The organism is Streptomyces catenulae, from assembly GCF_000718015.1.
In the GTDB taxonomy this organism is placed as follows: domain Bacteria; phylum Actinomycetota; class Actinomycetes; order Streptomycetales; family Streptomycetaceae; genus Streptomyces; species Streptomyces catenulae.
In genome coordinates this window covers 21365-39032 of record NZ_JODY01000010.1, presented here as the reverse complement: position 1 = coordinate 39032, position 17668 = coordinate 21365, and the positions used below count along the sequence as shown (strand labels likewise).

Here is a 17668-nt window from a genome sequence, read left to right as displayed (position 1 = left end):
GTGGGTGCGGTCCACCGGGGCGAGCGCCCCGGGCCGTACTGGAAGGTGCCCCGCCATGCCGTCCCGCCGCCTGCCGTCCCTCGCCGCCCGGATCCTCGGCGCGGTCCTCGTCCTGGCCGCGGTCCCGGCGCCCGCGGCCACGGCCGCCGCACCCCCGGGACCCGGCGCGCCGACCGTCCGGGCGGGCGAGGTCATGCCCCACCTGCGGGCACTCCAGGAGATCGCCGACCGCAACGGCGGCAACCGCGCGCACGGCACCCAGGGGTACACGGACTCGGTGACGTACGTCCGCAAGGCGCTGGACCGGGCCGGATTCCACACCGAGCTGCGCCGCTTCTCGCACGCCGGCGCGACCGGCTACAACCTGATCGCCGACTGGCCGGGCGGCGACCCGAAGCATGTGCTGTTCACCGGCGCCCACCTGGACAGCGTCAAGGAGGGGCCGGGGATCAACGACAACGGCTCCGGCGCGGCGGCCGTCCTGACCACGGCCCTGCGGGTGGCCGACGCCGGGCTGAAGCCCACCCGGCACCTGCGGTTCGCCTGGTGGGGCGCGGAGGAGGAGGGGCTGGTCGGCTCCGCGGACTACGTCCGCTCGCTCTCCGCCGCCGACCGCAAGGCGATCGACGTCTACCTCAACCTCGACCAGGCGGGCAGCAAGAACGTCCGGCAGTGGCTCGTGGTGCACGACGACGCGCACCACGAGACCGAGGCCCAGCGGGCGTTCGAGGCATGGTTCGCCGACCGCGGTCTCAGCACCTTCGACATCGGGGTGGGCGGCTCCGACCACGAGTCGTTCGGCAACGCCGGTATCCCGTCGTCCGGCTTCAGCACCGGCATCTCCGACTGCCTTCACAACGCCTGCGACAACCTCGCCAACGTCGACCCCGAGACCGAGGCGACCAGCACCAACGCCCTGCTCGGCGTGGTCTGGAAACTCGCCGCCACCGCCCGCAACTGACCCCCGAACCGGAAAGCAGCGATGCGCAGAACACTCCACCGGCACCGCGGCGCCACCGCCGTGCTGACCACCGCGACCGCCCTCACCCTCGCCCTGGCGGCGACCCCCGCCTCCGCCGCGACCGGTATCGGCGACCCCTACTTCCCCGACGACGGCAACCCCGGCTACGACGTCACGCACTACGACGTCCGGATCGCCTACGACCCGGCGCGCACCGACCACCTGGACGGCGACACCACCGTCACCGCCCGGGCCACCGAGGCGCTGGACCGCTTCACCCTCGACCTGAAGGGCTTCACGGTCGCCTCGGTCACGGTGGACGGCACCCCGGCGAAGGCGTTCTCCCGCTCCGGGGCCCACAAACTCGCCGTCGTCCCGGCCCACCGGGTGGCCGACGGCGCCACCTTCGCGGTCCGGGTGAAGTACGCCGGGAAGCCCGACAGTGAGGGCTGGCACACCCTGAAGAACGGCGGCGCGGACGCCACGGGCGAACCGCACGCCGCGACCTCCTGGTACCCCGCCAACGACCACCCGTCCGACAAGGCCACCTTCTCCCTCACCGCGACCGTCCCCAAGGGCTGGACCGCGATAGGCAACGGGCTGCCCGGACCGACCACCACCGAGGGCGGCCGCACGACCTTCCGCTGGCACGAGGACAAGCCGATGGTGACGTACGCCAGCACCGTCGCCATCGACAAGTTCACCGTCCACCGCACCGAGCTGCCCGACGGCACGCCGTCCATCACCGCCTACAGCCCGGGCGCCGTGATCGACGAGGCGGCCGAGGCCCAGCAGGGGGAGATCCTCACCTTCCTCGCCTCGAAGTTCGGCCCGTACCCGTTCTCCTCGGCGGGCAGCATCGCCATCAACGGGGTGACCGGCCAGGAGGGCCCCAACGCCCTGGAGACACAGAGCCGACCCACCTACCCCGGGTCCCTCAACGACGCCTCGGGGCCGCACGAGATCACCCACCAGTGGTTCGGCGACAGCGTCTCGATCAAGGACTGGCGCGACGGCTGCCTCAACGAGTGCTTCGCCCAGTACGCCAACCAGCTGTGGGAGGAGCACAACGGCTCCGACCTCGACAAGAGCTTCTACGCCTGGGTGGTCGACGAGAACAAGGACGACCCGGCGTACTGGGCCACCAAGCTCTACGACCCGGGAGTCGGCAAGGAACTGGACCCCGCCCTGTACGACAAGGGTTCCCTGATGCTCCACGCGCTGCGGCGCACCGTCGGCGACGACGCGTTCTTCGCCACCCTCAAGCGCTGGACCCACGACCACGCCTACGGCAACGCCTCGTTCCCGCAGTTCGAGGCGTTGGCGGCGGAGGTCTCCGGCAAGGACCTCAAGGGCTTCTTCGACGCCTGGGCCCACGGGACGAAGATCCCGCCGAAGCAGTACCTCTACCCGGGCAGCCTGGGCGCGCTGCGCCACGGGTAGCGCACCGGCGGGCGGTGGTCGGCCGGTGGCCCCGGGCCCCGGCCGACCGCGCCCGCCACCGCCCGACCGGCGGTTTGTATCCTCTTCAGGGCAAGCCGAGCCATCCCGGCAACATCGCGGTCGAGAGGAAACACCATGACCACCGAGCTGAGCGCCGCCACCCTCAGCGAGCTCCTTGACCAGGCACGGAGTGACTACAAGGAGCTCGCCGGACGCGGCCTCGCCCTCGACCTGACCCGCGGCAAGCCGGCCCCCGAGCAGCTCGACCTCTCCGAGGACCTGCTCAGCCTGCCCGGCGGCCGTCACACCGCCGCAAGCGGCACCGACGTCCGCAACTACGGCGGTCTCCAGGGCCTCCCGGAGCTGCGCGAGATCTTCGCCGATGTGCTCCAGGTCCCCGTCCCGCAGCTCCTCGCCGCCGGAAACTCCAGCCTGGAGCTGATGCACGACAGCATCGTGCACGCCCTGCTGAGCGTCCTGCCCGGCGCCGAGTCCCGCTGGGTCGACCAGGAGCGCATCGCCTTCCTCTGCCCGGTCCCCGGCTACGACCGCCACTTCGCGCTCTGCGAGCGCTTCGGCATCGACATGATCCCGGTGCCGATGACCGCCGACGGCCCCGACATGGACACCGTCGAGCGCCTCGTCGCCGAGGACCCGGCCGTCAAGGGCATCTGGTGCGTGCCGAAGTACAGCAACCCCGACGGCGTCGTCTACAGCGACGAGACCGTCCGCCGCCTCGCCGCGATGCCCACCGCCGCCCCGGACTTCCGCATCTTCTGGGACAACGCCTACGCCGCCCACCACCTCACCGACGAGCAGGTCCAGATCGCCGACGTGCTCGCCGCCTGCGCGGAGAGCGGCCACGCCGACCGGGTGTTCGTCTTCGGCTCCACCTCGAAGATCACCGCGGCCGGTGCCGGTGTCGCCTTCTTCGGCTCCTCGCCCGCCAACGTCTCCTGGCTGCTCGCCAACAACGGCAAGCGCTCGATCGGCCCGGACAAGATCAACCAGCTCCGGCATGTGATGTTCCTGCGCGACGCCGACGGCGTCCGCGCCCACATGGAGCGTCAGCGCGCCCTGCTGGAGCCCAAGTTCGCCGCCGTCGCCCGCATCCTCGACGCCGAGCTGGGCGGCACCGGTCTCGCCGGGTGGACCGCGCCCAAGGGCGGCTACTTCGTCACCCTGACCGTGCCCGACGGCTGCGCCAAGGAGGTCGTGCGCCGCGCCGCCGAGGCGGGCATCGTGCTGACCCCGGCGGGCGCCACCCACCCGTACGGCGACGACCCGCGCGACGCCGTCATCCGTATCGCCCCCAGCTACCCCGGTCTCGCCGAGCTGGAGGCCGCCATCGAGGGCCTCGCCGTCTGCGTGCGCCTGGTCGGCTACGAGCAGCGCGCCGCCGCCGCACAGAGCTGACACCACCGCCCCCCGTGGGCGTGCACCGGGCCCGCCGTGGATCCTCCCGCGGCGGGCCCGGCCCGTCTCAGCCGCCCAGCAGCCCCCGCGCGTACGCCGCCTGCCCCACATGCTGGAGATCGTCGGAGACCACGCTGATCAGCCGGGTGGCGAGGGTGACCGGCGGGTCCCAGGACCGGTCGATCACCTGCGTCAGATCCTTGACCTGGAGATCCTCGACGAAGCGGAGGGTCACCGCGTACACCGCGTCGTGGTAGCCCAGCAGCTGGAGCGCCGTCAGGTCGTGGACCGCCGCCACCTCGCGCCGGGAGTGGCCGTAGCCGGTGTCGTGCGCGGGCAGCGTCAGCCCGAAGCGGTGCGCCCAGCCCTGCGCCGTCCACACCTGTTCGGTCCCGGCCGCGTCGGCGATGTGGTCGTCCTGCACCCGGGTGAGGTGCCACACCAGCCAGCCCACCGGGTTGCCGCCGTGCGGCGAGGCGGCCAGCTCCTTGGGGCCCAGCCCGGTGACCACCTCCTCGACGGTCTCCCGGATCCGGCCGAAGGCATCGCTGAGCAGGTCCGTTCCGGCGCTCATACGCGGCTCCTGAGGGAAGGGCGGGGCCGGGCGCGGCGCCGGGCCCCGCGGGGCGGCCCGTTCCATGATGCGCGGGCCCCGCCGGAGCCACCACCGGGGGAACGCCACCACCCGGTCGCGCACGGAGCGTACCCCTCGGGTTACCACGTGTGGCGGGCTCCGGCGCGCGCCCATAGCTTCGCCTCATGGTGAAACGACAACTGACAGCAACCGGCTGCCTGGTCACGATGCTGGTCACCGGAGTGGCCGCCGCCCCGCCCGGCCAGGCCGACGACGCGTACACCGTCCACCCGGGCGAGTCCATCCAGAAGGCCGTGGACGCCGCGAAACCCGGCGACACCATCCGCCTCGCCCCCGGCACGTACCGCGAGAGCGTCCGCATCGACAAGCCTGGCCTGACGCTGCGCGGCGCGGGGGAGCGCACCGTGCTGCGGCCCGCCGCCACCCGCGCCGCGAACGACTGCGGCAAGGACGGCAACGGCATCTGCGTCCTGGGCAGCTCCGGCCACCGCGTCGCCGACGTCGCCCTGCGCTCCCTCACCGTCGAGGGCTTCCGCAAGAGCGGTGTCTGGGCCTCGGGCACCGACCGGCTCAGCGTCCGCGACGTCACCGCCCGCGACATGGGGCAGTGGGGCATCGCCCAGCAGGAGTCCGTCCGGGCCTCGGTACGCGGCAACACCGCCACCGGCAACGGCGACGCCGGGATCTTCCTCGCCAACACCGTGGACCAGGAGGGCGGCGCCCTCGACACCCTCGGCACCGACATCCGCGGCAACACCGTCACCGGCAACCGCATCGGCATCACCGCCCGCCGCGTCCGCCACCTCGACATCGCCCTCAACGACATCACCGGCAACTGCAGCGGCGTCTTCGTCGTCGGCGACGAGTCCCGCCCCCGCGGCGGCGATCTGACCGTCCGCGAGAACAACGTCTCGCAGAACACCAGGAAGTGCGCCGCCACCAAGCGGCTGCCCGCCCTCCAGGGCGTCGGCATCGTCCTCACCGGCGCCGAGGGCACCCAGGTCACCGGCAACCTCGTCCGCGACAACGTCGGCGACTCCCCGCTGGCCGGAGGCGTCGTCCTCTTCCACAGCTTCGTCGGCGTCCGCAACGAACGGAACGAGGTCAGCGGCAACGTCCTGCTCGGCAACAAGCCCGACCTCGCCAACCGCGACACCGCCACCAGCAACCACTTCACCCGCAACACCTGCCGCACCTCGCAGCCCGCGGGCCTGTGCTGATCCGCGCGCCCCACCTCACCAGGAGAGACGAGACTCCATGACCACCCTCAGCGACCCACCTCAGACCCCCGCGGAGCAGCCGTCCGCACCGCAGGCGGCGATGCGGCTCCGGGAGATCATCTTCGGCGCCGCGCCCGCCGCCGCCGTCCGCGCCGCCGCCCGGCTCGGCGTCGCCGACGCCCTGGGCGACACCCCGGCCACCGCCGAGGAACTCGCCGCCGCGGTCCGCACCGAACCCCGGCCCCTCGCCCGTCTGCTGCGCGCCCTGACCTGCTACGGCATCTTCACCGAGACGGAGGAGAACACCTTCGCCCACACCGAGATGTCCCGTCTGCTGCGCGACGACACCGCGCACAGCCTCCGCCACATCTCCCTGTGGTGCACCGAACCGTGGACCTGGGCGGCCTGGCCCCTCCTCGACCAGGCGGTCCGCTCCGGCCGCGACGTCTTCGACACCCTCTACGGCAAGGACTTCTTCACCTACCTCCACCAGGACGCCCGCGACTCCGCGCAGATCTTCGACCGGGCCATGACCACCTCCAGCCGACAGTCCGCCCAGGACGTCGCGGCCCTCCTCGACCTCTCCGACGCCACCACCGTCGCCGACATCGGCGGCGGCCAGGGCCATGTCCTCGCCGCCCTCCTGGAGAAGCACCCGCACCTGGAGGGCACCCTCGTCGACCTCCCCGCGGTCGTCGCCGGAGCCGACCCGCGGCTGCGCGACGGCGGACCCCTCGCCGACCGCGCCACCGTCGTCCCCGGCGACTGCCGCACCGCCATCCCGGTCCGCGCCGACACCTACCTCATCAAGAACATCCTGGAGTGGGACGACGAGTCCACCCGCCGCACCCTGCGGAACGTCCTGGACGCCGCCGCCCCCGGCGCCCGCGTCATCGTCATCGAGAACCTCGTCGACGACAGCCCGTCGATGCGGTTCACCACCGCCATGGACCTGCTGCTGCTCCTCAACGTCGGCGGCGCCAAGCACACCAAGGAGAGCCTGGTCCGCCGGGTCACCGAGGCGGGGCTGGTGCTCCACGACATCCTGGAGGTCAACCCGTATCTGCACGCCTTCGAGTGCACCGTCCCGCTCTGACGCGGGCGCGCCGCCACGACAACGGGCCGCCCGCCGGGGAACTTCCCCGGCGGGCGGCCCGTTGCGGCGACGGCGACCGGTCAGCCCAGCCCGTCGCGCTCCCACCGGTAGAACTGATGGGCCATCGCATCCTTCGGCCCGTGCCAGGTCTCCGGGTCGTACGGGCTGACGAACGACGACAGCCGGTCGCTGATGGCACGGAACTCCGGGTGCGAGGTCACCTTGGCGATCTCCGGCCCGGGCGGCTGCTCCGACTCGATGAGGTGCAGATACACGTCGCCGAACTGGAACAGCGTCCGCCGGGTGACGCCGACCAGATGCGGCAACTCCGTCCGGTCGGACGCGGCGAACACATCCGCGATCTTCGGCGCCGACTCCGGGGACATCCGGGCGACGATCAGTGCGTGGTGCATCGGTCAGACACCTTTCCCGCCGCCCCGAAGGCGGCGTGGCGAACGTGGGGCGGCGGCCCGTCAGTTGGCGGGGACGGCGCCGCGCAGCTCCCGGGCGCGCTGCTCGATCTTGTCCCGGATCAGCTCCAGCTGGATGCGGGAGTTGCGGTTGATGTGGTCGGTCATGCCCTGGTCGTCGACGGGCGCCTGCGGCTTCATCGCGAAGTCCTGCGTCCAGTGCATCGTCGTACCGGTCTTGTTCGGCGCGTACGTCCAGTGGATGTCCATGTGCTCGAACGGACCGGTCTCCACGCGGCGGGCCCGCACACTCAGGGCCTCGCGGTCGGCGGTCCGCTCCGACACCCAGCTCCAGACCTTGCCGTTGTCGTCCGGATGCATCGTCAGCCGGAACGTCGTGCTGTTGCCCTCCCGGGAGAGGATCTCGACCGATGCGTACTCGCTGAAGAGCTGCGGCCAGTTCTCCAGGTCGTTGGTCATCTCCCAGACCAGGTCGAGGGGGGCGGCGATGGTGATGGCGTTCTCGGTGTGGCCGGGCATGTCAGGCTCCTGTCGGGGATGCGGTGTTGACGAGGTCGAGGAAGTCGCGGGGGGAGCGGCAGCGCTCGGCGTCCTCCGGCATGGGGTGGTCGTAGCGGTTCTCCAGCTCACCCACGATGCCGAGCAGGCCGAGCGAGTCGAGACCTAGCTCGGCGAAGAGGACGTCGGGGCGGGCCGCCAGCTCCTTCGGATCGACGGTCACCCCCGCGGCCGACTTCATCAGCGCGGCGAGTTCGTCGAAGGTCAGTCGGTCGGTCATGGCAGTTCTCCTTCTCATGAGGGGGAGCCGTCGGCCCGCCGCAGCACCAGCGCCGCGTTGGAACCCATCAGCCCCCGGCTCAGGACGAGCGCGGTGCGCAGTTCGGCGGGGCGCGCCCAGCCGGTCACCACGTCCAGGTCGTGGCAGACGTCCACGACGTTCGGCGTCGGCGGCACCACCTGGTGCTCCAGGGACAGCACCGCCGCCGCCGTGTCCAGGACCGGGGCGCCGCAGTACGCCCGCCCCGTCCCGGTCTTGGGCGCGGTCACCGGCACCCGCGCCGCGTGCCCGCCGAGCGCGTCGGCGAGCGCCAGCGCCTCGGCACGGTCGGCCGCCGGAACGCCCAGCGCGTCGGCGAAGACCACATCGATCTCCTCCGGCGCACAGTCGGCCGCCGCCAACGCGACCTCGATCGCCCGCGCCAGCCCGGCCCGGGACTCCGCCCACCGGGACGCGCCGGTGAACGTCGCCCCGTGCCCGGCCACCACCGCACGCACCGCGGCGCCCCGCTCCCGCGCCGTCCGCTCCTCCTCGACGACGAGCATCGCGCCGCCCTCGGCAGGCACGAACCCGCAGGCCCGGGAGGTGAACGGCCGGTAGGCGCGGTCCGGGTCGGGCACCAGGCTGAGGTCCTGATACCCGAGCTGGCAGACGATCGAGTACGGCGCGAGCGGCGCCTCCGCGGCGCCCACGACCACGGCGTCGGTGCCGCGCGCGAGGGTGCGGGCGGCGTGCGCCAGCGCGTCCAGACCACCGGCCTCGTCGCTCGCCACCACCCCGCACGGCCCCTTGAAGCCGCCGCGGATGGAGACCTGACCGGTGCTCGCCGCGTAGAACCACGCGATCGACTGGTACGGCCCCACATGGCGCGGGCTCTTGCCCCACAGCTGCTGCAGCTCCCGCTGGCCGAACTCGCCGCCGCCGGAGCCCGCGGCGGTCACCACGCCCACCGCGAACGGCGAGCGGTCGTCGTCGGGCACCAGCCCGGCGTCCTCCAGCGCGAGGTCCGCCGCCGCCATCGCGAAGTGCGTGAAGCGGTCCGTCTGGACCAGGAACCGCTCCTCCACCAGCCCGCCGGGGTCGAAGTCCCGGACCTCGCCGGCCACCTTCAGCGGCAGCTGCCCGCAGCCCTCGCGGGTGACGCGGTCCAGGACGCTGATGCCCTCCCGGGTCGCCTTCCAGAACGGTTCGGTGCCGGTGCCGTTGGGGGCCACCACACCGATGCCGGTGACGGCGCAGCGGCGTTGCTCACCTGCGCTCATGACGCTCTCCCTCCCGGGTCGGTCAGGACCACGGCGGACTGGAAGCCGCCGAATCCGCTGCCGACCGACAGCACGGACCGCAGCCGGGCCTCCCGGGCGGTCCGCGGGACGTAGTCCAGGTCGCACTCCGGGTCCGGCGTCTCGTAGTTGGCGGTGGGCGGCACCACCTGATGGGTCAGCGCCAGCACCGACGCGACGATCTCGATCGCGCCGATCGCGCCCAGCGAATGGCCCACCATCGACTTGATGGAGCTCATCGGCACCTTGCGGGCGTGCGCCCCCAGGGACCGTTTGACCGCGGCGGTCTCGTGCCGGTCGTTCTGCTTGGTGCCCGACCCGTGCGCGTTGACGTAGTCGACCGCCGAGGCGTCGAGCCGGGCGTGGTCGAGGGCGTGGTTGATCGCCTCGGCCATCTCCAGGCCCTCCTGGGTCAGCCCCGTCATGTGGTACGCGTTCCCGAAGGTCGCGTAGCCGCCGATGACGCAGTGCACGGTGGCGCCGCGGGCCCGCGCGTGCGCCAGCTCCTCCAGGACGAGGACGGCGCCGCCCTCACCCATCACGAAGCCGTCGCGGTGCGCGTCGAACGGCCGCGAGGCGTGCTCGGGGTCGTCGTTGTTGGCCGAGGTCGCCTTGATCGCGTCGAAGCACGCCACCGTGATCGGGGAGATGGGGGAGTCCGACGCGCCCGCGACGCACACATCGGCCCGGCCCTCCTCGATCGACTGGAAGGCGTACCCGATCGCGTCCAGACCGGAGGTGCAGCCCGTGGACACGGTCTGCACCGGCCCGTGGGCGCCCACCTCCTCGGCCACCGCGGACGCCAGCGAACTGGGCGCGAACGCCCGCTCCAGGTACCGCCCGGACGGCCGGTGGTCGACGTCCCAGCGGGAGCCGGCGGCGCTGACCGCCACATAGTCGTTCTCCAGCCGGGTGGTGCCGCCGACCGCGGTGCCCAGGGACACCCCGACCCGCCACGGGTCCTGCGCCGCCATGTCCAGACCGGCGTCGCGCAGCGCCTCGGCGGCGGCGACCAGCGCGAACTGGATGTACCGGTCCGAGCGGGCGATCTGCTCGCCGTTCAGGCCGAGCGCCACCGGGTCGAAGTCGCACTCGGCGGCGATCCGGGAACGGAACCCCGTCGCGTCGAAGAGCGAGATCGCCCGGGTCGCCGTGCGCCCGGCGGAGAGCAGGTCCCAGAAGGCCGGGACCCCCACCCCGCCCGGCGCCACGATCCCCATGCCGGTGACCGCGACACGGCGCGTCATGAAACCGCCTCCGTTCGTTCGGGTGGGCCGGCCTGCGCACCTGCTGCGGACACCTCCGTGACCTCGGTGTCGACATGGCCGAGTTCCGGACGCGGCGCCAGCGGGCCCAGATGGAACACCATCCGCGCCTGGACGTCCCCGACGTTGCGGAAGCGGTGCCGCATCCCGAGCGGGATCAGCAACGCCTGGTCCGGCACGAGCGAGAACGTCTCGTCGTCCAGATCGACCTCCAGGGCGCCGTCCACGACGTAGACGAACTCCTCGGAGTAGGGGTGGTAGTGCTCGCCGATGCGCTCGCCCGGCTCGACGAGGGCCATGCCCATGAAGCCGCTGGTGGCGCCGACCGCGCTGGGCGTCAGCATCGCGCGCAGATCACCTCCGCGCCGGCGGTTGGGCTGCGTCTCGCCGAGGTCCACGATGCGTGGGCGGTGGGTGCTCATGGCTGTCTTCCTCCAGGTGTGCGGGATGGTGTGGGCGCCGCCCCGACCGCGTGGCGGCGGGCGGCGGGCCGGTGCGGTCAGGACCGCGGGGACCGGCGGTCGGTGATGAGCCGCATGTCGCAGCGGGCGAGGAACCGGGCCAGCTCGCGGTCGTCGGACAGCTCACCGGCCTCCCCGGTGTCCAGCAGCCGCCGCAGCACATCGGTCTTACGGGGGCCGCGCACCCCGAGCACCGCCGCCGGGTCGCGCTCCGGGGGAGCGGTCAGGTCGACGAGGCGGACGACGACGTCGTCGCGCTGGAAGACGGTGCTGGCGGCGACGGGGCTCGCCGGGTCACCGGCCGCCGCCTCGTCCTGCTGCGCCAGCAGCCGCGCCAGCGCCATCCCGCAGCCCTCCCGGGCCGGGTAGAACAGCGCGTGGCGGGAGACCTCGGCGGGCGTCGCCGCTCCGGCCGCCACATGGTGCACGGCGGGCAGGGCGGCGCGGGTGAAGAACATCCGCGCCGAGTTCGGGTCCGACAGGTCCCGGTCCTGCTCCAGGTACGGGTTGATGGCCTCCTCGACCCGCCGGATCTCCGGCTGCTGGGCGATGTACCGCAGCGCGGCGACCAGGTCGCCCTGCACCTCGACGGCGCGGACCACGCGGTTGCCGTGCAGGAAGAGGGTGGTGCGCAGCAACCGGGTGGTGTCGTCGACCCGCGCCTCGGGCGAGGTGTATCCGGCGAGGATCTCCGCGACCTTCGGCTCGCTGCCCGGCTTGACGGTGAACGTCAGGGCGTGCCGGACGATGCCGTCGCCGACGCGGGGGGAGGCGGGGAAATTGCCCTTGACGGGCTCGGGGGTGGAGTCCGCGCCGTGCGCCGTCTCCCGCATCACGCTGAACCGCAGCGAACGGGTGTCACGGACACAGCCGTGCAGCGGCTGCACCATCTCGACGTGCTCCTCGCTGTTGACCCAGGCGAGGAACGGCGGGGCGCTCTCCCATTCGCTGGTGATCAGCCACTGCGAGGGGTTCTCGATGGACTGGCACAGCTGGTCGGAGAGGTGACCGGGGACGGAGGCGACCTGATTGCAGAGGTGTTCGTACGCTTCCAGGAATCGCTGCTGGGCACCGTCGTGAAGGTCCAGGAGGAGAACGACCCGCAGACGCGAGCCGTCGAAGGCGGACTGAGATATTCGTTCCGACAGCATGGTCATCGCTGTGCAACTCCTTGCGGCAGATCGTGTGACGGGCCATCAGGCCCTGGTGCACCGGGGCGTCGTGCCCAGCGGTCGCCGACGGCACCGCGCCTGGGGTGGCCGTCTCGTCGATCGTGGACGGGGCGCGCGAGGTCCGCGAGATCTGTGACCCATGCGGGTGAAGCATGATCGAATCGCCTGTCATCAGGGGAAATCCAGCCCGTACGCGCCGCCGTAGGAGCTGGAGCACGCAATGAAATCAACGGCAACCGTCAGGGTTCCGGTACTGGTCGTCGGCGGATCCCTGGTGGGTCTGTCGGCCTCGCTGTTCCTGGGACGTCTGGGCGTCGAACACCTCCTGGTGGAGCGGCACTCGGACACCTCGCGCCATCCACGCGGACGCGGCAACAACGTCCGCACCATGGAGCTGTACCGCACCGCGGGGGTCGAGGGCCGCATCCGCGAGGCGGCATCCGTCCTCGCCGACAACCACGGCATCCTTCAGGCACCCTCCCTGACGGGTGAGGACCAGCAGTGGCTGTTCCGGGAGATGGACCCGGGTGGCGGACTGGCCCGCTTCAGCCCCGCGGGATGGTGCCTGTGCAGCCAGAACGACCTGGAGCCGGTCCTCGTCCGCGCCGCCCGCGAACTCGGCGGCGACCTGCGCTTCTCCCACGAGATGCTCTCCTTCGACCAGGACCCCGACGGGGTGACGGCGCTGGTCAAGAGCAGCGAGACCGGTGAGCACCTGACCGTCCGCGCCGACTACGTCATCGCCGCCGACGGCCCCCGCAGCCCCGCCCGCGAGCGCCTCGGCATCGACATGGCCGGACCCGGCGCCCTCTTCCACAACGTCAGCATCACCTTCCGCGCCCCGGGTCTGGCCGAGGTCGTCGGCGACCGCCACTTCATCGCCTGCTACCTCACCGACCCGGACGCCGACGGCGCCCTGCTGCCCGTCGACAACCACACCCACTGGGTCTTCCACGCCCCCTGGCACCCCGACCGCGGCGAGACCCTGGAGGACTTCACCGACGAGCGCTGCGCCGACCACATCCGCCGCGCCACCGGCGCACTCGACCTGGACGTCGAGATCACCGGCAAGGCCCCCTGGCACGCCGCCGAACGTGTCGCCGAGCGCTACGGCTCCGGCCGGGTCTTCCTCGCCGGGGACTCCGCCCACGAGATGTCGCCCACCGGCGCCTTCGGCTCCAACACCGGCATCCAGGACGCCCACAACCTCGCCTGGAAGCTCGCCGCCGTCCTCGACGGCTCGGCCGGACCCGGGCTGCTGGAGAGCTACGAGGCGGAACGCCGCCCCGTCGCGCAGGCGACCAGCGCCCGCGCCTCGGCCCGCTCCGCCGAACACAGCCACCCCGGCTACGACCCGGCACCGGCGGCCACCGGCGCCCGCCAGAAGGGCGTCCTGACCGTCGCCCTGGGCTACGCCTACCCCCGCGGCGCCGTGGTGGGCGCCGCCCCCGACCTGCCCGTCGTCCCCGACCGGATGCAGCTCACCGGCGCCCCCGGCACCCGCGCCCCGCACCTGTGGCTGCGCTCCGGCACCACCCGCCGCTCCACCCTCGACCTCTACGAGCGCTCCTTCGTGCTGCTCACCGGCTCCGCGGGCGCCGCCTGGCGGATCGCCGCCGCCGCGCTCGCCGCCGCGTGGTCGCTCCCGCTGGACTGCTACGCCGTCGGTGAGGACCCCGGGGACGACTTCGCCCCCGAGGGCGGCGCCGACTGGGCCGAGGCCCACGGCACGACCCCCGCCGGAGCCGTCCTCGTCCGCCCGGACGGCTTCGTGGCCTGGCGCGCCCCGGGCGCGGTGGACGATCCGGAGGCGGCGCTGCGCGATGCGCTGGGGCAGCTTCTGCACCGCACCTGACGGCGTCCGCCCGCGCCCGCACCCCACGGCGCCCGCCACGGCCCACCCGGCCGCGGCGGGCGCCGTCGTACGTGGACAGCCGCCCGAAAACGCTCAACGCGGCTTTGTGAACGCAAAAGTGACGGCGTGTCAGATTTGTTGTTACGGGCTTCCGGCGCAGGGTGGGACGGCTCCGGAAGGCTGGTCAGGGGCCGGTCCGGGGCCGGTTCGGGGTCCGATTCCCCCGGGGTGAGCGGGGATTACCCCGGTCCGGTGACGTGCGGCGGCGTCCGACGCCGTCCAACGGGTGATGAACGGGCCCCGGGCCACTCGATGAGCCCACGGTGTCGCTCGAATGCGGCTCTCTCCGGTGGTGCGCCCCCGGATTTCGGATGACGGTGATCACGTCGCCACCGCGAATCCGATGCGCCGACGACCTGTCTGCCTTCGCGGTGCCGTACGTGAAAGGACACACGTTTTCATGCGCACTTCCCGCACCCTGTTCGCCTCGGCCGCCATCAGCGCGGTCCTCGCCATCACGACTCCCGCCGCGTACGCCCTCACCGTCACGGGCGACGACGGCGGCTCCTCCCACTCCAGCAGCGAACGTCGCGACAACGACCACGACAAGGGCGGCCACGACAAGGGCGACCGCGGTGACCGCGGCGACCGTGGGGACCGGGGTGACCGCGGCGACCGCGGTGACCACGGCGACCGCGGCGGCCGTCACCACCACGGCGACCACGGCGACCGCGACGGCGGTCCGCGCGGTGGCATGCACACCGGCGGTGGCTTCCTCGCCAAGGTGACGGGCGACGAGGGCAACGACCGCGGTGACCGTGGGGACCGCGGCGACCGCGGCGACCGCGGTGACCGTGGGGACCGCGGCGGCCGTGGCGACCACGGTGACCGTGGGGACCGCGGCGGTCGCGGCGACCACGGCGGCCGTGGCGACCGCCCGCACGGCGGTATGCACACCGGTGGTGGCTTCCTCGCCAAGGTGATGGGCGACGACGAGGGCTCCGGCCGCGACCACGACAAGGGCGACAAGGGCGACCGCGGTGACCGCGGCGACCGGGGCGACCGTGGGGACCGCGGCGACCGCGGTGAGCACGGCGACCGCGGTGGCCGTCACCACCACGGCGACCGTGGCGACCGCGGCGGCCGCGAGGACGGCCCGCGCGGCGGTATGCACACCGGCGGTGGCGCCCTCGCCAGCGTCGTCGCCAACGAGTGGGGCCAGGGCAACGACTCCGGCCGCGACCACGACAAGGGCGACAAGGGTGACCGCGGTGACCGTGGGGACCGGGGCGACCGTGGGGACCGCGGCGACCGGGGCGACCACGGCGACCGCGGCGGTCGCGGACACCACGGTGACCACGGCGACCGTGACGGCGGCCCGCGCGGCGGTATGCACACCGGCGGTGGCGGCATGGCCCTCTCCGGCAGCGGCCTCGCCGCCGGTTCGGTCCTGCTCCTCGGTGGCCTCGGCGCCGGCGCGTACGTCCTGCGCCGCCGTAACTCCGGTGCGGCCGCCTGACCCCTCCCGCCCGGCGTAGATCGCTGAGCTGTCGCGGCCACCGTCCTCACCGGCGGTGGTCGCGGCGCTTGCGTTGCGCCCCGATGGTCACCCGTACGCGCGACGGACGCCCCGGCCTCCGGTGCCCCGCCCCGTACGTGGGCCGGAACAGCTCACCTCGTGTGGAAGAAAGGCACGTTCGATGGCTCCCGCGACTCCTCCCCGGCATCAGCCTCCGTCGACCCCGCGTCAGACCGGCGCCGCTCCCCGCCCGTTCGCCCGGGCCCTGATGTGGCCGGCGGCGGCCGTGGGCGTGGGGGCCCTGCTCGTCTTCAACTCCCTCGACACCTCGGCCGACTCCAAACCGCCCGCCCCGCCCGCCGCCGAGGCGCCCGTCGCGCCGAACCTCGCCGCCCCGACGGCCGAACCGAAGACCTCCGCGGAGCTGCCCCGCTCCGCCCCGACCCGTATCCGCATCCCGCAGATCGGCGTCGACGCGCCGTTCACCCCGCTCTCCCTCGGCCCCACCGGTCAGCTCAACGCCCCGCCGCCGAACAACAGCAACCTCGCCGGGTGGTACAAGGACGGCGCCACCCCCGGCGAGAACGGCGCCGCCATCGTCGCCGGACACGTCGACACCAAGACCGGCCCCGCCGTCTTCCTCGAACTCGACTCCCTCAAAAAGGGCAACACCATCGACATCACCCGCGCCGACAAGTCGGTCGCGACCTTCACCGTCGACAACGTCGAAACCTTCAGCAAGGCCCAGTTCCCCAGCGACCGGGTCTACAACGACACCGCCAACCCGCAGCTCCGGGTGATCACCTGCGGCGGCGCCTACGACAAGGCGGCCAAGGACTACACGGACAACGTCGTGGTCTTCGCCCACCTCTCCTCGTCCAAGAAGGCGTCCTGAACCGGCCCGACGGCGGCTGACCCGGGCGATACGGCGGGCGGGCGGACCCCCACGGTCCGCCCGCCCGCCGTCCGTACGGGTGGCCCGCCGGAGGCCGCCCGCGCCGGTTTCACTCCGGTGCCCCGCCCCACTCCGGGCCGACCCGTTCCCAGCCGCGCTCCCACTGCGCCGCGCGCCGCCGGTCCAGCAGCAGCCGGACGCCGCGCGCCGCCCCGAGGACCAGCAGCGCACCGGACGCGGTGGCCATCACCCCCACGGCGATGCTCTCCGCCGCCGCCCGCGCCGGGTCCGCCGGGCCGCGCAGCAACCGGCCCGAACCGTCCAGCCGGGCCGTGGTCCGTGCCCCCGCCCGCGCCGAGGCCGGAACCGCGACCCGGCCGTGGTGGACCGAACCGTCCGGCGCGGTCCACCGCACCGCCGCGGAGACCCGCGCCCCCGCCGCGGCCGCCGCGTCCACCCCGATCCGCGCCGGGGGATCCTCCACCAGCACCGCCCGCACGCTGTGCGCACCCCGGGCGACCGGGGCCCGGGCCTGCACCGCGTGCGCCGCCGCGACGCCCGCGGCCGGGGCGCCCACCGCGATCAGCACCGCGGTCACCGGCGTCAGCCAGAACTCCGCCACATCCGTCCCGCGCCGCAGCGGCCCCCGCCGCACCCGCCCGAAGCGCCCCGCGCCCCGCATGGCCCACCTCGTCCACGTCGCCCGGCCCCCTCGGCCGACGGTCGCACACCCCCGCCCCTCCCGGATCCCCCGAACGGCCCCACCGCCCTTCCGCGCCCCGCCGCCGGAGGTGTCCGAACCGTGTACGAGCGCGGGGTCCGCGCCGTGCGGGAGCCGTGTACGGCGCGGGCGCGGGGGCACGGGCGGACGCGACCGGGCCGCACCCCGCCGCCCCCGGGAAATCTCCTCGTCGCTCCTGCTCAGGCCGACGCGTCCGCCCAGCCGTACACCGTCGGGCGGGGCGCCGGGGGAGGCGGTGCCCCGACTCCGGCCAGATCCCGGTCGGCCTCCCGCAGCAGCCGCCCGGCGAGGTCCTTCAGGGCCCGACCGGACGCCAACTCGTCGCCGATCTCGGGGATGTCCACGTCCTCGGGGTTGCAGTGGGCCGTGCCCCGGCCGGAGAGCGTGGCCGAGCCGGTATCCAGCACCGCCCGCGCCTTCGTCGTCCCGTCCTCCTCGAAGACCACGATCCGCACCGTCCATTCGGTGGTTCGCGTCATGACGCACCTCCGCTTCTCGGATCACCCGCCGGACGGCGGTGGGCGCGCGTCCGGCCGGGT

General features: G+C 73.4%; 18 protein-coding genes. 8 read left to right on the top strand and 10 right to left on the bottom strand.

The annotated features are described in order from the left end of the window. Positions 1 to 55 precede the first annotated feature (55 nt). From IF23_RS0111690 to IF23_RS0111675, 3 genes are all read left to right on the top strand, one after another. Positions 56 to 961, top strand: a complete 906-nt coding sequence (locus tag IF23_RS0111690) for a M28 family peptidase (protein ID WP_030282631.1) — start codon at positions 56 to 58, stop codon at positions 959 to 961. A gap of 21 nt (positions 962 to 982) precedes the next feature. Next, positions 983 to 2404 (top strand): M1 family metallopeptidase, encoded by a 1422-nt coding sequence (locus tag IF23_RS0111685; protein ID WP_037677961.1) that lies wholly within the window; start codon positions 983 to 985, stop codon positions 2402 to 2404. Positions 2405 to 2539: 135 nt separating this feature from the next. After that, a complete protein-coding gene (locus IF23_RS0111675) occupies positions 2540 to 3820 on the top strand; it encodes an aspartate aminotransferase type Ic (protein WP_030282627.1) in 1281 nt (426 codons plus the stop codon). Between the two features lie 67 nt (positions 3821 to 3887). On the opposite strand, the gene IF23_RS0111670 is transcribed toward IF23_RS0111675, so the two are convergent. Continuing rightward, the gene (locus IF23_RS0111670; protein ID WP_030282625.1) at positions 3888 to 4394 is read right to left on the bottom strand and encodes a mycothiol transferase; all 507 of its coding nucleotides are present in this window, start codon (positions 4392 to 4394) and stop codon (positions 3888 to 3890) included. A gap of 185 nt (positions 4395 to 4579) precedes the next feature. On the opposite strand from IF23_RS0111670, the gene IF23_RS0111665 reads away from it, so the two are divergent. Both IF23_RS0111665 and IF23_RS0111660 read left to right on the top strand, forming a co-directional pair. Next, positions 4580 to 5635, top strand: coding sequence for a right-handed parallel beta-helix repeat-containing protein (locus tag IF23_RS0111665; protein WP_030282623.1), 1056 nt, complete (start codon positions 4580 to 4582; stop codon positions 5633 to 5635). 37 nt (positions 5636 to 5672) lie between these two features. Beyond that, a complete protein-coding gene (locus IF23_RS0111660; protein WP_030282622.1) occupies positions 5673 to 6731 on the top strand; it encodes a methyltransferase in 1059 nt (352 codons plus the stop codon). Between the two features lie 80 nt (positions 6732 to 6811). Here the strand turns inward: IF23_RS0111660 and IF23_RS0111655 are convergent, their stop codons facing one another. The 7 genes from IF23_RS0111655 to IF23_RS0111625 all read right to left on the bottom strand — a co-directional run bounded on the left by IF23_RS0111655 (position 6812) and on the right by IF23_RS0111625 (position 12103). Beyond that, entirely contained in the window at positions 6812 to 7144 is a 333-nt protein-coding gene (locus tag IF23_RS0111655; RefSeq protein WP_030282620.1) for a TcmI family type II polyketide cyclase, read from the bottom strand. Between the two features lie 60 nt (positions 7145 to 7204). Continuing rightward, positions 7205 to 7681: an SRPBCC family protein gene (locus IF23_RS0111650; RefSeq protein ID WP_030282619.1), complete on the bottom strand. Its 477-nt coding sequence runs from the start codon at positions 7679 to 7681 to the stop codon at positions 7205 to 7207. A 1-nt stretch (position 7682) separates the two neighbouring features. Then, positions 7683 to 7940, bottom strand: a complete 258-nt coding sequence (locus tag IF23_RS0111645) for a phosphopantetheine-binding protein (RefSeq protein ID WP_030282617.1) — start codon at positions 7938 to 7940, stop codon at positions 7683 to 7685. Positions 7941 to 7954: 14 nt separating this feature from the next. Then, positions 7955 to 9202, bottom strand: coding sequence for a beta-ketoacyl synthase N-terminal-like domain-containing protein (locus IF23_RS0111640; protein ID WP_030282615.1), 1248 nt, complete (start codon positions 9200 to 9202; stop codon positions 7955 to 7957). Then, positions 9199 to 10467, bottom strand: coding sequence for a beta-ketoacyl-[acyl-carrier-protein] synthase family protein (locus tag IF23_RS0111635; protein WP_030282614.1), 1269 nt, complete (start codon positions 10465 to 10467; stop codon positions 9199 to 9201). Before IF23_RS0111635 ends, IF23_RS0111640 begins: the two co-directional genes overlap by 4 nt. Beyond that, positions 10464 to 10907 carry a cupin domain-containing protein gene (locus tag IF23_RS0111630; RefSeq protein ID WP_030282612.1) on the bottom strand — a complete coding sequence of 148 codons (444 nt, stop codon included), beginning with the start codon at positions 10905 to 10907 and terminating at the stop codon, positions 10464 to 10466. Before IF23_RS0111630 ends, IF23_RS0111635 begins: the two co-directional genes overlap by 4 nt. A gap of 77 nt (positions 10908 to 10984) precedes the next feature. After that, positions 10985 to 12103: a SchA/CurD-like domain-containing protein gene (locus IF23_RS0111625; RefSeq protein ID WP_030282609.1), complete on the bottom strand. Its 1119-nt coding sequence runs from the start codon at positions 12101 to 12103 to the stop codon at positions 10985 to 10987. A gap of 235 nt (positions 12104 to 12338) precedes the next feature. Between IF23_RS0111625 and IF23_RS0111620 the strand changes: the two genes are divergently transcribed. The 3 genes from IF23_RS0111620 (at position 12339) to IF23_RS0111610 (ending at position 16387) form a co-directional block, all read left to right on the top strand. Then, positions 12339 to 13973, top strand: a complete 1635-nt coding sequence (locus IF23_RS0111620; protein WP_030282607.1) for an FAD-dependent oxidoreductase — start codon at positions 12339 to 12341, stop codon at positions 13971 to 13973. Between the two features lie 460 nt (positions 13974 to 14433). Continuing rightward, positions 14434 to 15492 carry a hypothetical protein gene (locus IF23_RS31995; protein ID WP_051739507.1) on the top strand — a complete coding sequence of 353 codons (1059 nt, stop codon included), beginning with the start codon at positions 14434 to 14436 and terminating at the stop codon, positions 15490 to 15492. A 181-nt stretch (positions 15493 to 15673) separates the two neighbouring features. Continuing rightward, the gene (locus tag IF23_RS0111610) at positions 15674 to 16387 is read left to right on the top strand and encodes a class F sortase (RefSeq protein WP_030282604.1); all 714 of its coding nucleotides are present in this window, start codon (positions 15674 to 15676) and stop codon (positions 16385 to 16387) included. Between the two features lie 109 nt (positions 16388 to 16496). Here IF23_RS0111610 and IF23_RS0111605 read toward each other — a convergent pair whose 3' ends face one another. Then, positions 16497 to 17069, bottom strand: coding sequence for an Rv1733c family protein (locus IF23_RS0111605; RefSeq protein ID WP_030282602.1), 573 nt, complete (start codon positions 17067 to 17069; stop codon positions 16497 to 16499). A 239-nt stretch (positions 17070 to 17308) separates the two neighbouring features. Beyond that, complete coding sequence (locus IF23_RS0111600) at positions 17309 to 17608, bottom strand: DUF1876 domain-containing protein (protein WP_030282600.1); 300 nt, start codon at positions 17606 to 17608, stop codon at positions 17309 to 17311. Positions 17609 to 17668: the final 60 nt, after the last annotated feature.